The 13,632-nt window shown below is 68.0% G+C and carries 13 protein-coding genes; 5 read left to right on the top strand and 8 right to left on the bottom strand.

Translation table 11 applies throughout. From position 1 onward, the window contains the following. The first annotated feature begins 69 nt into the window (after nucleotides 1-69). Nucleotides 70-489, top strand: a complete 420-nt coding sequence (locus JAN5088_RS14145; RefSeq protein ID WP_055683477.1) for a hypothetical protein — start codon at nucleotides 70-72, stop codon at nucleotides 487-489. On the opposite strand, the gene ntrX is transcribed toward JAN5088_RS14145, so the two are convergent. From ntrX to dusB, 5 genes are all read right to left on the bottom strand, one after another. After that, on the bottom strand, nucleotides 486-1,880 hold the full coding sequence (ntrX, locus tag JAN5088_RS14140; RefSeq protein WP_055683476.1) for a nitrogen assimilation response regulator NtrX: 1,395 nt from the start codon (nucleotides 1,878-1,880) through the stop codon (nucleotides 486-488). The genes JAN5088_RS14145 and ntrX overlap by 4 nt on opposite strands. Before the next feature lies 1 nt (nucleotide 1,881). Then, nucleotides 1,882-4,110 carry a sensor histidine kinase NtrY-like gene (locus tag JAN5088_RS14135; protein ID WP_055683475.1) on the bottom strand — a complete coding sequence of 743 codons (2,229 nt, stop codon included), beginning with the start codon at nucleotides 4,108-4,110 and terminating at the stop codon, nucleotides 1,882-1,884. 73 nt (nucleotides 4,111-4,183) lie between these two features. Further along, complete coding sequence (locus JAN5088_RS14130) at nucleotides 4,184-5,524, bottom strand: response regulator (RefSeq protein WP_055683793.1); 1,341 nt, start codon at nucleotides 5,522-5,524, stop codon at nucleotides 4,184-4,186. Then, a complete protein-coding gene (locus JAN5088_RS14125; protein WP_055683474.1) occupies nucleotides 5,524-6,603 on the bottom strand; it encodes a two-component system sensor histidine kinase NtrB in 1,080 nt (359 codons plus the stop codon). Before JAN5088_RS14125 ends, JAN5088_RS14130 begins: the two co-directional genes overlap by 1 nt. Then, the gene (gene dusB / locus JAN5088_RS14120) at nucleotides 6,600-7,604 is read right to left on the bottom strand and encodes a tRNA dihydrouridine synthase DusB (protein WP_055683473.1); all 1,005 of its coding nucleotides are present in this window, start codon (nucleotides 7,602-7,604) and stop codon (nucleotides 6,600-6,602) included. Before dusB ends, JAN5088_RS14125 begins: the two co-directional genes overlap by 4 nt. Nucleotides 7,605-7,813: 209 nt before the next feature. On the opposite strand from dusB, the gene JAN5088_RS14115 reads away from it, so the two are divergent. From JAN5088_RS14115 to JAN5088_RS14105, 3 genes are read left to right on the top strand one after another with little or no spacing between them, the layout of a single operon-like run. Continuing rightward, on the top strand, nucleotides 7,814-8,932 hold the full coding sequence (locus tag JAN5088_RS14115; RefSeq protein ID WP_055683472.1) for a bifunctional 2-C-methyl-D-erythritol 4-phosphate cytidylyltransferase/2-C-methyl-D-erythritol 2,4-cyclodiphosphate synthase: 1,119 nt from the start codon (nucleotides 7,814-7,816) through the stop codon (nucleotides 8,930-8,932). Then, nucleotides 8,932-9,423, top strand: a complete 492-nt coding sequence (locus tag JAN5088_RS14110) for a phosphatidylglycerophosphatase A family protein (RefSeq protein ID WP_055683792.1) — start codon at nucleotides 8,932-8,934, stop codon at nucleotides 9,421-9,423. Before JAN5088_RS14115 ends, JAN5088_RS14110 begins: the two co-directional genes overlap by 1 nt. Then, nucleotides 9,420-9,884 (top strand): CinA family protein, encoded by a 465-nt coding sequence (locus JAN5088_RS14105; protein WP_055683471.1) that lies wholly within the window; start codon nucleotides 9,420-9,422, stop codon nucleotides 9,882-9,884. The genes JAN5088_RS14110 and JAN5088_RS14105 overlap by 4 nt, the downstream gene beginning before the upstream one ends. Here the strand turns inward: JAN5088_RS14105 and JAN5088_RS14100 are convergent. Next, complete coding sequence (locus JAN5088_RS14100) at nucleotides 9,866-10,318, bottom strand: type II toxin-antitoxin system RatA family toxin (protein ID WP_055683470.1); 453 nt, start codon at nucleotides 10,316-10,318, stop codon at nucleotides 9,866-9,868. The genes JAN5088_RS14105 and JAN5088_RS14100 overlap by 19 nt on opposite strands. A 71-nt stretch (nucleotides 10,319-10,389) precedes the next feature. Here JAN5088_RS14100 and hpt point away from each other — a divergent pair, with 71 nt between their 5' ends. Continuing rightward, nucleotides 10,390-10,926, top strand: a complete 537-nt coding sequence (gene hpt, locus JAN5088_RS14095) for a hypoxanthine phosphoribosyltransferase (RefSeq protein ID WP_055683469.1) — start codon at nucleotides 10,390-10,392, stop codon at nucleotides 10,924-10,926. Here the strand turns inward: hpt and JAN5088_RS14090 are convergent. Both JAN5088_RS14090 and JAN5088_RS14085 read right to left on the bottom strand, forming a co-directional pair. After that, complete coding sequence (locus tag JAN5088_RS14090; RefSeq protein ID WP_055683468.1) at nucleotides 10,923-12,452, bottom strand: hypothetical protein; 1,530 nt, start codon at nucleotides 12,450-12,452, stop codon at nucleotides 10,923-10,925. The two genes, hpt and JAN5088_RS14090, sit on opposite strands and share 4 nt — an antisense overlap. Before the next feature lie 66 nt (nucleotides 12,453-12,518). Continuing rightward, nucleotides 12,519-13,622, bottom strand: coding sequence for an ABC transporter ATP-binding protein (locus JAN5088_RS14085; protein WP_055683467.1), 1,104 nt, complete (start codon nucleotides 13,620-13,622; stop codon nucleotides 12,519-12,521). Between the last annotated feature and the right edge of the window lie 10 nt (nucleotides 13,623-13,632).

The raw sequence follows: 13,632 nt of genomic DNA, 5'->3' as shown, positions 1-13,632 counted from the left end.
CCCACGGTCAACGCCCCCGCTCCGGCGGTTTCGATTGCCAGTGCGGGACGCTGTGCTAATTGTCGCGGCATGAGGTATCTGGCCCCCCTTCTGCTGCTCGCCGCCTGCGCCGCGCCCGAGCCGGTCTGGATCAAGCCCGGCACGCCGGCCCTGACCGCCGAGCAGGAGTTCCTGGCCTGCGCTGCCCAGGCCCGTCGCGATTTTCCCGAACGCAGCCGCATCGCCACCGCGCCCAGCGTCATCATCGGCGCGCGAAGCTGTACCGGCAACTTCTGCATCGGCGGCTACAACGGGCCGGATATCTACGACTACGACCGGAACGAGCCGCTGCGGGAGCGGTCGCTGAACGCCTGCATGGCCGCCAAGGGCTATCGCGCCGCAGACCTGCCCGCCTGCCCGCGCGGCCAGGTCGCCGTCCTGCAGAGCCAGCCCTTCGATACGCGCGGGCTGTGCAACGCGAACGGCAGGATCGCCGTGCCCGCCACCTAGTCGTCGATCCGCGCCACCCGCGATCCACCGCGCGCGGAGGTCACGACGCCCAGCGACTTCAGCTTGCGGTGCAGGGCCGACCGTTCCATCCCCACGAAGCTCGCCGTGCGCGAGATATTCCCGCCGAAGCGGTTGATCTGCGTTATCAGGTACTGCCGCTCGAACAACTCCCGCGCGTCGCGCAGCGGCAGGCTGGCAAGGCTGCCCGACAGGGTCATGTCGCCGGAATCGCCGCCGCCGTCGTTGGGGCTGGGCAGTTCGGACGGCTCGATGGGGCCTGTCCCGTCACCCAGGATCAGCACGCGCTCGATCACGTTGCGAAGCTGCCGCACGTTGCCGGGCCAGCGCATCGTCTGCAGAAGGGCCTTCGTCTCCTCCGACAATTCGCGCAGCGGCAGGCCTTGCGCCTTGTTGAGCGAGGCGATGAAATGGTCGGCCAGTACCGAGATGTCGTCGCGCCGGTCTTCCAGACTGGGAACCTCGATAGGAACGACGTTCAGACGGTGATACAGTTCCTCGCGGAACCGGCCCGCGCGGATTTCCTGTTGCAGGTCGCGGTTGGTGGAGGAGATCACCCGCAGGTCCACGCGCACCTTCTCGCTGCCGCCAAGGCGTGTGAAGGCCTGCTCCACGAGAACGCGCAGGATCTTGGATTGGGTGCCCGGCGGCATGTCCGCGATCTCGTCGAAGTAGATAACGCCCTCGTGCGCCTGCTCCAGCAGGCCCGGCTCGATCCCCTTCTCGGGGCTTTCGCGGCCGAACAGCACGCTCTCCATCCGGTCCGGCTCTATCGAGGCGGAGCTGACCGAGACGAAGGGCGCTGAAGACCGGTTGGACTTCGCGTGGATGAACCGGGCCGCGACTTCCTTGCCCGCACCCGCCGGCCCGGTCAGCATGACGCGCCCGTTCGAGTTCATCACCTTCTTGAGCTGCGACATCAGCGTCTTGAAGGCGACCGACTGGCCGATCATCTCGGCCGATGACGCATCCTTGCGGCGCAGTTCGCTGTTCTCGTGGCGCAGGCGCGACGTCTCCATCGCCCGGCCGACGACGACCATAAGCTGGTCGATGTTGAACGGTTTCTCGATGTAGTCATAGGCCCCCTGCTTGATCGCCGCGACCGCGATCTCGATGTTGCCATGCCCCGAGATGATGATGATCGGAATGTCCGGGTGACTGCGGCGCACGGATTTGAGGATGTCGATCCCGTCCATGTCGCTGTCCTTGAGCCAGATATCCAGGATCATCAGGCTGGGCGCCTCGTCCTCGATGGCCTTCATGCAGGCATCGGCGGTGCCCGCCGTCCGGCAGGAGTATCCCTCGTCCTCCAGGATGTCCGAGATGAGGCTGCGGATATCTGCCTCGTCGTCGGTGATCAGGATGTCGCCCATTTCAGTGTCCCTTCTCGATATGGGGAAGCCTTATGACGGCCTCCGCCCCCTTGTGTCCGTCGGCCTCCGGGGCCGCGTCCTGCAGATCCAGCGTGCCGCCGTGTTCCTCGACGATCTTTTTCACGATGGACAGGCCCAGCCCCGTCCCCTTTTCGCGCGTCGTCACATAGGGCTCGAACAGGCGGCTGCGGTCTTGCGGCAGGCCGATGCCCGTGTCGCGGATGCGGATTTCCAGCTGCGGACCCGACGCGTCGAGCGTCACGTCGACGCGGCCCGAGACTCCGCCACCCATCTTTTCATAGCGGCTTTCGATCGCCTCGCCTGCGTTTTTGATGAGGTTGGTAAACGCCTGGCCCATCATCGTCGGGTCGAACTCCGCCATCCGCGGCCCCGCAGGAATGTCGGCGACGATCTCGACCGGGTCGAGCGCGGCGCGCTGCAATGTCACGGTCTCGCGCAGAAGGCCCGCGATGTCGCCCTTCTGCCGCTCAGGCTCCGGCATTCGGGCGAACTTGCTGAACTCGTCCACGATGCGCCGCAGGTCGCCGGTCTGGCGGACGATCACGTCCGTCAACTCGCCCAGCTTGGCCGCACTCTCGGGCGAAAGTTCCCGCGTGAAGCGGCGTTTCAGGCGCTCCGCCGAAAGCTGGATGGGCGTCAGGGGGTTCTTGATCTCATGTGCGATGCGGCGCGCAACGTCGCCCCAGGCGGCCATTCGTTGCGCGCTGACCAGTTCGGTCACGTCGTCGAAGGCCACAACATATCCCTCCGGCGCGCCGTCCGCGCCGGGGCGAGTGGCGATGCGGACCAGCAGGCTTTCGAGGTGGCCGCCCCGTGCAAGCCGGATCTCCTCCTGCACCGTCTCGGTCCGCGCCTCGCGCAGGCGGTCGAACAGGTCGGTGAACTCCGGCACGACGCGGTCCAGCGGCAGGCCATAGCGTTCCCCGTCGATCGACAGCAGCCGCTGCGCGGAGCGGTTCAGGAAGTCTATCCGCCCCTCCGGGTCCAGCCCGATCACGCCCGCCGTCACCGACCCCAGCACGCTGTCGAACAGGCGGCGGCGGCGCTCGGTCTGTGCGTGGGTCTCGACCAGCGCGTCGCGCTGTCCCTTCAACTGCCGTGTCATCTGGTTGAAGATCCGGCCCAGCATGGCGATCTCGTCGTCGCCCTTCTCCTCGGCCACGCGCACGTTCAGGTCGCCCTGCCCCACCCGCTGTGCCGCGCCCGCAAGCCGCCCGACTGGACGCGACAGCCGCTCCGCGAACCACAGGCCTGCCCATGTGGCGGCCAGGATCAGGATCATCGCAAACCCGAGATAAAGCAGCCCGAACTCGAACAGAAGCCGCCCCCGATCCTTTTCGAGCTGCTGGTAGAGCTGCGCCGTCGCCTGCGTCTCGTCCAGAAGCTGAAGGATGTCGCCGTCCACCGTCCGGGTGACGTAAAGGAATCGGTCCGCGAAGGCATCCAGTTGAAGAAGGACGCGGAACTCGTTGATTTCCTTGTCTTCGATAAGGATGATCGCGCCTGCGCGGGCCTGTTCGATCTGTTCCTCGCGGACGGGCTCGAAGTCGAACAGATATGACCGATCGCCCCGCGCCCGGATGTCGCCGGTTCCGTCGATGACGAAGGCTTCCTCCAGCCCGCGCTGCACAAGCTCCTGCCCCTGCGACAGAAGTTGCCGCAGGTCGCCGTCGGCCATGAAGAAAGACGCCCGCTTCGCCACGTTGAGATAGCTGGCCAGAGCGCGCGCATCCTCGGTCAGGTCGTCGCGGTGTTCCTGCGCATAGGCCTGCGCCGCCTCGACCGAATTGCCGAGCGCGCTGCGGACGCGGTCGGAAAACCAGCCTTCCAGCCCGATGTTGATGGTGATCGTGGCGAAGACGGCGGTCAAGATCGTGGGGATCAGCGCGATGCCGGTGAATACCCCCGTCAGCCGCATATGCAACTGCGAGCCCGCCGACCGCGCACGCCGGGCCGCGATCATCCGCGTCAGGCGGCGCACCACCATGGCGGCGATGGTCAGCACATAGATCAGGTCGGCCAGCAGCACGACGCGCAGCCACGTCAGGTCGCCGGACGGTCCCCGCAAGCCCAGCGACACGAACGTCAGCCCCACGAGGACGGGGCCGAGCACCACCAGGGTGACCGTCAGGGCCGTCTGAAGCTGTCTGCGCCCGCTCCAGAGAAACGCGCGCGACGACGGCCGTACGTGGCTGGCAGGAGCCCGCAAAATCGCCTCATCAATGTCTTACCGGGCGTCGTTCACGTCGGGTTGTTCCCGATCCGCAACGCCTGTGGCGCTTTTACATCAACTTGCGGCGCCGTGTCACGCGGATATCGAGATCGGTGATCTTCTTGCGGAGCGTATTGCGGTTGATCCCCAGCATCTCGGCACAACGCGCCTGATTGCCCCTGGTGGCGTCCAGCGCGGTCTCGATCAGCGGAGCTTCGACTTCCCGCAGGACGCGCTGGTAGAGGCCCGGCGGCGGAAGCTGCCCGGCGCGCAGGTCGAATTCGCGGCGCAGATGGCGGTCAACCGCCTCGGACAGGGTGCCCGTGGCATCGGCCGTCCGCCGAACCAGAGCATCGCCCAGGGCCGCCTCGACCTCGGGCCGTGCGATCGTCTCGACCGGCGAGGCGGCGAGCAGGCGACGAACGACATGCTCCAACTGCCGCACGTTTCCAGGCCAGGGATGCGCCCGCAGCGCCGTGACTGCGTCGGCTGCCAGTTGCCGCGGAGGGGCGCCGTCACGTTCGGAACGGGCGGCGAAATGCGCGGCCAGCAGAGGCACGTCGTCCACCCGGTCGCGCAACGCCGGCACGTCGATCTGCGCCCCCGCCAGCCGATAATAGAGATCGGCCCGGAACCCGTCGTCGAGCCGCGGCGTCAGGTCGTGCTGCACCGTCGCCAGGAGGCGCGGCCCGCCCTCCAGCCGGTCGATGAGCCGTACGAGGGTCGCCTGCGCCTGCGCCGTAAGGTCGCCCACCTCGTCGAACAGGATCGTCCCGCCTTGCGCCCGCGCGACCAGGTCCGCCACGTCATCGGTTGTAACAAGGTCGTCGCCGGTCGCCGTGACGAAAGGCAGGTCGCGCCGGTTGCCGAAGTCATGGATCGTGCGCGCCACAAGCGACTTTCCGGTGCCGGATTCGCCGGAAATCAGGACGGAAAGGTCCGTGTTCATCACCCGCGCCATCAGCCGGTAGAGCGCCTGCATCCGAGGCGTACGCCCGATCAGCGGCAAGTCGTCGCCGGAGGGCGGTGAGGGCGTCGGCGCGGTGCGTGTCTGCTCCATCGCCCGGGCCGCGCGCTTCATCAGGTCGGGCAGGTCGAAGGGCTTGGGCAGATAGTCGAATGCCTCAGCCTCCGCGGCCTGGATGGCGGTCATGATCGTGTTCTGCGCCGAGATGACGATGACCGGCAGGCCCGGCCGCTCCCGCGCGATACGGGGCAGCATCTCGAGCCCGTTGCCGTCGGGCATGACCACGTCCGAGATCACCAGATCGCCCTTCCCCTCCTCGACCCACCGCAGCAGGGTTCCCAGCGAGGCCGTCGCATGAACCTTGCACCCGGCCCGCGTCAACGCCTGCGTCAGGACGGTGCGGATGGTGCGGTCGTCGTCGGCGACGAGAATCGTGCCGTCCATCATTTTGCTCCAATGGCTTGCGGGTCGATCTTCATGTCTTTCGGGGCGAGCGGCAGCGACAGGCGCATCACAGTCCGCCCCGGCATGCTGCTGGCCGAGATCCAGGCGTCGTGGTCATTCACGATCTTCGACACGAGGGCGAGACCCAGCCCCGTGCCGTTCTCGCGGCCCGAGACGAAAGGCTCGAAGATGCTGGCGGCGATGGCGGGGGGGATCCCGGGGCCATCGTCCACGATCTCGACCTGGAGAGGCAGGGACGCCGCCGTCCCATCGGTCCGCCGCACCCGGAGACCCGGCTCATAGAAGGTCCGGATCGTCACCTTTCCTTTCGGATCGGCCACTTGCGCGGCGTTCTTCAGAAGGTTCAGCACCACCTGCAACAACTGGTCCGGGTCGGCCCAGGTCGGCGGAAGGGAAGGGTCGTATTTCTCGACGATATCCACATGCGCGGCGAAGCCTACGAGCGCGGACCGCCGCGCGCGGTCTAGGACGTCGTGGATGTTGATGGCGTGCCTGTCGGGCGGGCGCAGGTTCCCGAACTGCTCGACCTGTTCCAGCAACTTCACGATGCGGCGGCTTTCGGCGACGATCAGGCCGGTCAACTCCAGATCCTCGCCTGCGAGCCCCATCCCCAGAAGCTGCGCCGCGCCGGTGATCCCCGCGAGGGGGTTCTTGATCTCATGCGCCAGCATCTCGGCCATGCCGATAGCGGACCGCGCGGCGGTGCGGGCGTGGTCGGTGCTGTCGAACCGTCCGGCAATGTCCTGTGGCGACATCAGGATCAGCACGCCGTCGTCCAGTGGCGCAAGGTGAACCTCGCACCGAATGGCGGGCGCCTGCGCTGGCCGGATCGTCACCTCGTGCAGCGTCAGCGGCGCGCCCGTCGCCCGCACGCGGGCCGTGGCGGCGGGCACCCCGCCATCGAGGTCCAGGATCGCCGGAAACGCGCGCCCCGTCAGCGACCGGGCGGAGCGGTTGAACATTCCCTCCGCCGGGCCGTTGACGGCCGCGACGCGGTCCGCGCCGTCAAGGACCAGCGCCGGGATCGGCAGGGCCTGCCAGACGTCGGGTCCGGTCACGCCGCCTGCCTTTGCGGACCGGTCAGCGCTTCGGCCAGCAGCGGCGCCACCGCGTCGGGCGCGGCGGTCAGCACCCTGCGCCGCAGGTCGGACGGCGTTCCGGCCTCGTGCATGTACCAGCCCAAGTGCTTGCGGGCGACGCGGCCGCCCAGATCCTTGCCGTAGAAGGCGAGGAGTGCCGCATGATGCGCGGCGACGACCTCCACCAGCGTGGTACCCCGCGGCACACGGGGGGCGGGTCCGGCGCCCAGTTCCGCCGCAACCTGCGCCAGTCGCCACGGCCGTCCCTGCGCGCCGCGCCCCACCATGACGCCCGCCGCCCCCGAGGCCGCCAGCGCCGCGTTGGCCGAAGCGGCGTCGATGATGTCGCCGTTCGCGAGCACCGGGATCGTGACCGCCTGCACGATAGGCGCGATCGCGGCCCAGTCGGCCGCGCCCTGATAGAACTGGCACCGCGTCCGCCCGTGGATCGTGAGCATGCGGATGCCGGCATCCTCGGCCCGACGCGCAAGGGCTGCAGAGTCGCAGCTGTCGTCGTCCCAGCCGAGCCGCGTCTTCAGCGTCACGGGCACGTCCACGGCGGCCACCACCGCCTCGATCAGGCGCAGCGCATGGTCGTGGTCGCGCAGCAGAGCCGAGCCGGACAGGCCGCCCGTCACCTTCTTGGCCGGGCAGCCCATGTTGATGTCGATGATGCGTGCGCCCTGCCCCGCCAGCAGTTTTGCAGCCTCCGCCATCCAGACGGCATCCCGGCCGGCGATCTGGACCGACGTGCCTTCGACCTGCGCGCCCAGTTCGGCGCGGTCCCGGACGGAGGGCTTGGCCTCGACCATCTCGCGGCTGGCGACCATTTCCGACACGACGAGGCCCGCGCCGAACGACTGCACCAGCGTCCGTGTCGGCAGATCCGTAATGCCGGCCATTGGCGCGAGGGCCACAGGCGACGTCATCCCAAGGGCCGCCAGCCGGGAGTCGAGTGTCGCGTGGGGCATGTCCGCCATCAGCCAGTCTCTTGTCATATCGTGTGCAGCATAGGTCAGGCCGGGCCTGGAGATCAGCGTCTTGCTGACCCTGACGCCCTCCAGACCGCATATGCACAAAAAACAGGCAGTTCTCCAGCCCCCTGCCCGCGCGCGCGTCACTGTCTTGCCTTGCTCCGGGGTCGGACGCTAGGACGGGACGGTTCTGCACCGCCACCCCGGAGTTCGCCATGCCCCGCGCCGATGCCACCGCGTTGATCGTCGCTGCCGGCCGCGGTACGCGCGCCGGGGGCGGTCTGCCCAAGCAATATCGCGATCTGGGCGGACAGACGGTCCTGGCCCGCGCGGTCGCCGCCTTCGCCGGTCGCGTGGCCGAGGTCGTGGTGGTGATCCACCCGGAGGATCGCGCAATGGCAAAGGCCGCGGTGCCGGGCGTGCGCCTCATCGACGGCGCATCCACGCGGTCGGGGTCCGTTGCGGCGGGGCTCGCTCCGGTGACGACGGAGCTTGTGCTGATCCACGACGCGGCGCGGCCGAACGTGCCCGGCGCGGTCATCGACCGGGTGCTGGAGGCGCTGGCTTCGGCCGACGGGGCGGCCCCAGCGCTGGCCGTGACCGATGCACTCTGGCACGGCGCGGAGCGGGTCGAGGGCGTGCAGGACCGCCGGAACCTCTGGCGTGCGCAGACGCCGCAAGGATTCCGAACCGCCGCCATCCGCGCCGCGCACGCCGCCTTCGACGGGCCGGCGAGCGACGATGTGGAGGTCGCGCTGGCCGCTGGGCTGGACGTCGCCATTGTGGCAGGCGACGAAGCGGCCATGAAGATCACCGGGCCGGAGGATTTCGCCCGCGCAGCGATGGGGACACGTATGGACATCAGGGTTGGCAACGGCTTCGACGTGCATCGGTTCGGTATGGGCGATCACGTCATGCTCTGCGGTGTGAAGGTGCCCCACGACCGCGGGTTGCAGGGTCATTCGGATGCCGACGTAGGCCTGCACACGATCACCGACGCGATCTATGGAGCGCTGGCCGAGGGCGATATCGGCCGCCACTTCCCCCCATCGGACCCGCAGTGGAAGGGCGCCGACAGCGCCGTTTTCCTGGCCCATGCGGCCGATCTGGCACGCAAGCGGGGGTTCGCGATCTGCAACATCGACGCGACCCTGATCTGCGAGCACCCCAAGATCACACCCCACGCCGCCGCCATGCGCGCCCGCGTGGCCGACGTCACCGGGGTCGCGGTGGATCGCGTATCGGTGAAGGCCACGACGACGGAACGGCTGGGCTTTGCGGGCCGCGGCGAGGGCATCGCCTGCATGGCCACCGTGTCGCTGGTGACGTCGTGATCGCGCGCGTCGTCGCGACGGTCGGTTTCGTGGGTCTGCTGCGGCCGGCGCCCGGAACCTGGGGATCGCTGGTCGCGCTGCCGCTGGCATGGCTGGCGATGCAGGGCGGGCCGATCCTGTTCACGGCCTTGACGGCGTTGATCCTGCCGGTGGGCTGGTGGGCCACGACCGTGACCACGCGGGGTCAGGCCGACCACGATCCGGGCGAGGTGGTGATCGACGAGGTGCTGGGGCAATGGATCGCGCTTCTGCCCCTTGCGTGGGGCGCGTCGAACGCGGGCGTCGGGGTGGAGCGGCTGTGGCCGGGATGGATCGCGGCATTTGTCCTGTTCCGGCTGTTCGACATCTGGAAGCCCGGGCCGGTCGGCTGGATGGACCGGCGCAGCGACGCGGGGGGCGTGATGCTGGACGACGCGGTCGCGGGCCTGATGGCGGCGGTCTGCGTCGTGGTGCTGGCCGGCCTGGCGCACGCCGGGATGGCGCTGCGATGACCCCGGCGGAGCTGATAGCGGCCTGCACGTCGCGCGGCGTCACGGTCGCCACCGCCGAAAGCTGCACCGGGGGCATGGTGGCTGCCGCGCTGACGGACGTGCCCGGGTCGTCGGCGGTATTCCTGTGGGGGGCGGTCACCTATTCCAACGCGGCCAAACGCGACATGCTGGGTGTGTCGCAGGTGGCGCTGGCCGACCACGGCGCGGTGTCCGAACAGGTGGCGCGGCAGATGGCCGAAGGCGCGCGCGCCCGGTCGCGGGCGGTGCTTGCGGTGTCGATCACGGGCATTGCCGGGCCCGGAGGGTCGGAGTTCAAGCCCGAGGGGCGCGTCTGTTTCGGACTGGCCGGACCCGATGGCACCACGGTCGAAACCGTCGAGTTCGGGGCCCTCGGCCGCTACGAGGTGCGGCGGGCAGCGCGGGATCACGCGCTGGAAATGCTTCAGGCGGCATTGCCGTAGAGCGCTTTCGCCCGCTTCTCGAAGGCGGCTACGATGCGGTGCATCGCCTCGTTGAAGACGGCGCCCACGACCTTGCCGATGATGACGTTGCGAAACTCGAAATCCACCCAGAAATGGACGCGGCATCCGGTCGGGAGCGGTTCGAACCGCCATTCGGAATCCATCCGCCGAAAAGGGCCATCGAGATAGGCGGTCTCGATTCGATGCTCGGACGGCCAGAGAACGACGCGGGAGCCGAAGCTTTCGCGGAAGACCTTGAAGCTGATGACCAGATCGGCCAGCATCACCTCGCCTTCCGGGCCGCCTTCGCGCGACCGGATGCGCGCCGCTGCGGTCCAGGGCAGGAACTCCGGATATTGGGCGACGTCGGCCACCAGGTCGTACATCTGGTCGGCGGTATAGGGCAGTTCGCGGGTTTCGCTGTGTCGGGGCATCGTCTCTCTTGGGTCCGGTGGCGTTGGCGTGCTAACGCCCCGTCATGACCGATGGGTCCGCGAGGAGCAACATGACCGACAGCTATGTGATCGACCAGCTGATCAGTGCGAAGGCCATCGCCGCCCGGATCGAGGCGCTCGCGCGCGAGATCGAGGCGCGGTTCGCGGGGACGGACAAGCTCATCGTGGTCGGCCTGTTGCGCGGGTCGTTCGTCTTCATCGCCGACCTGGTGCGGGAGTTGCACCTGCCGGTCGAGGTCGATTTCCTGGAGGCCAGCAGCTATGGCAACGCGATGGAATCGAGCCGCGAAGTCCGCATCCTGAAGGACCTGCGCGGAGAGATCGGCGGCCGCGACGTTCTGGTGGTTGAGGATATCGTCGACACGGGCCACACGCTGCACCACGTCACCAACCTGCTGCGGTCGCGCAGCCCCGCGCGGCTGGAGACGATCGCCCTCCTCGACAAGCCGACGCGGCGCGAGGTGGATATCAAGGCGACCTGGACGGGGTTCGAGATCCCCGATGCCTTCGTTGTGGGCTATGGCATCGACTATGCCCAGCGGAACCGCAACCTGCCCTATATCGGCAGCGTCCGCATGTCGGCCTAGCTTGGCATCCGTGCCTTCCGAAGTTCGTGGAGTTGCTGCGAGGACAGGGCGATCTTCGGGTCGCCCTTGTAGTCGACCTGGGGCAGATTGCCGAGTTGCCGGAAGAAGGCGATCAGCAGTGTGGACGTCACGGCCACGCCCGTCACGGCCTTGAACAGCTTGGGCACCGTCGCGATCAGCGTGGCGTGGAACGCCTTGTCGGTGAACGTCACCATCGCGATTTCCAGAGGCGTGATGAGGACCAGCGCCGCGACCACAAGGAGGATGGACTTGGCCAGCCCGCCAATGACGTGGCGCGGTGACATGATGAACCGAGGCAATAGCAGCGGGACCGTCAGCAACGCCCCGAAACCGGCATAGAGGTAGACCGCGGTCATCGGCTCGCCCCCGTGGGCGAGGATGGCTGCCTGAGGAGTGCGACCGGTCTTGACCGCGTCCCACAGCATCCAGGCGGTGCCGATCAGGCCAAGGCCGAGCAGTCGCAGGATGATCCAGTCCGCCGCGACATAGAGCTTCATCGCCGCACCCACCGCCGGCAGTCCGCGCTTGGCCGTCGGCAGGGACACGGGGCGCTTTTCGACGGTAGGTATGGCACGCGCAGGGTCGTTCGGACGGGTGCGAGAGCGCGCGGGCGGGCGGGTCAGCAGGATCAGCATCGTGAACCAGGCAAGCTGGATCGGGATCAGGACCGAAGCCATGGCCACCTGCGTGATCCGGTCGGCCGCCATGAAGGACGTCCAGGCATCGGGGACGACCACGAGGCCGGTCATGGGATCGACCTGTGGTCGCGTGGCAACTTCCGCACCGAGCGGGATGAAGTAGGCGAGGAGCGGAAGGGCGGCGAGGATCGTCGCCAGCAGGTTGAAGCCGATGAAATGATGCAGACGCGACGGGCGCGCCATGAAGCGCGGCGTCAGGCTGGGCAGGAGGAGGGTGAGCGATCCGATCAGGCCGAGCGATCCGAAGACGGCTTTCTGGGTCGGCGTCTCGACCATCGTGGCCAGCGCGAAGGCGGCGGCAAGGAAGCCCGCGATGCCGGTGAGACGGAGAAGCACGATGTGCGTCAGTTCGAGCGCCGTCCGGGGGGACGCGGGCAAAGCGGGCTCCGATGTGGCCGGCGCGGTCTCCCGCACGATGAGGATTACGAGGACCGGCAGCACCATCGTGACGATCAGACCCAACATCAAGAGGCCGGGGGCGAGGCCGTAGCGCAGCCCGTTCGCCATGCCCCCCTGTTCCAGCAGGTTTCCGGCCAAGCCGCCGGTCAGGGTCGACGCAGCCCCCAGCACGGCGAGGAGGAGGAGAGCGAAGATGCCGCCCGACACCCCTTGGGGATGGGTCAGCGAACGGGGCGAGAGCGCCCGCCACATCAGGATCAGCCCGATGCCGACGAGCGCCGCGACGTAGAGGTGGTCGAGGGCGCGCGCGCCCATCCCCAGCAGCATGGCAAGCATCCCGGAGCCCGCGAACAGGTTAACGCCGCCCAGCCCCGTCAGGATGCCGCGATAGAGGTTGCCGGCCGCCATGAAAAACGTCTCCGCAGGAATGGTCCCCCGCAGACTGCGTACTCTTTCGGGCGAAAATCGGGCGTGTCAGCGGTAAAGCAATGACACCCCGTTGCGGAAGACATGGACCTTCGACGGATCGGCGGTCAGACGCAGCGTCCTGCCGCGGATGCCGCTGTGGATGCCGTTGAGCTTGGCGATCACGGTGTTGCTGTCCGTCTCCGCCTTCGGGAGTTCGAAGTAGAGCAGCGTCACCTCGCCCAGGGCCTCGACGATATCAACCGTTCCGGCGAAGGCATAGTCGTCGCCTTCGGTCGCCACCATGTCCTCCGGTCGGATGCCGACGTTGACGCGGGCGCCCTTGTCCTCCGGCCGGCTGGGCACGACCGAGGTGATGGTGCCGCCGCCTTCGTCCAGCTTCAGGGTCGTGACCTCGCCGGTGCCGACGATTTCTCCGGCCATGAGGTTCATCGCGGGGGAACCGATGAACTGCGCAACGAACTCGCCGTTGGGCCGTTCATACAGATCGAGCGGGGTGCCCACCTGCGCGATGCCCTTGTTCGCCAGTACGACGATGCGGGTGGCGAGCGTCATCGCCTCGACCTGGTCGTGGGTGACATAGACCATGGTGCTGTCGGGCATCGCCTCCTTCAGCTGCGCGATCTCGATCCGGGTGGCCACGCGCAGCGCCGCGTCGAGGTTCGAAAGGGGCTCGTCAAACAGATAGACCTTGGGCTTGCGGACGACGGCCCGCCCGATGGCCACCCGCTGCCGCTGCCCGCCCGACAACGCCTTGGGCAGCCGGTCGAGATAGTCGGTCAGTTGCAGCTTCTCCGCCGCCGCGTTCACCGCCTCGTCGATCTCGGCGCGCGACATCTTGGCGATCTTGAGGGCGAAGGCCATGTTCTCGCGCACCGTCATGTGCGGATAGAGCGCGTAGGACTGGAACACCATGGCGATGCCGCGCTGCGACGGCGGCATGTCGTTGACCACCTGTCCGTCGATTTCCAGCGTGCCGCTGCTGATCTTCTCCAGCCCCGCGATCATCCGCAGCAGGGTGGACTTGCCGCAACCGGAGGGGCCGACGAAGACGACCAGTTCGCCCGTCTCGATGTCGAGATCGATGTCCTTGAGGACCTCGACCTTGCCGCCATAGGTCTTGCCGACATCGGTCAGCTTGAGGTTCGCCATCGTCGTCCCT

The organism is Jannaschia rubra, assembly GCF_001403735.1.
Taxonomy (GTDB): domain Bacteria; phylum Pseudomonadota; class Alphaproteobacteria; order Rhodobacterales; family Rhodobacteraceae; genus Jannaschia; species Jannaschia rubra.
Note: the sequence above shows the minus strand (reverse complement) of the source record. Positions and strands in the feature narration are given on the sequence as shown.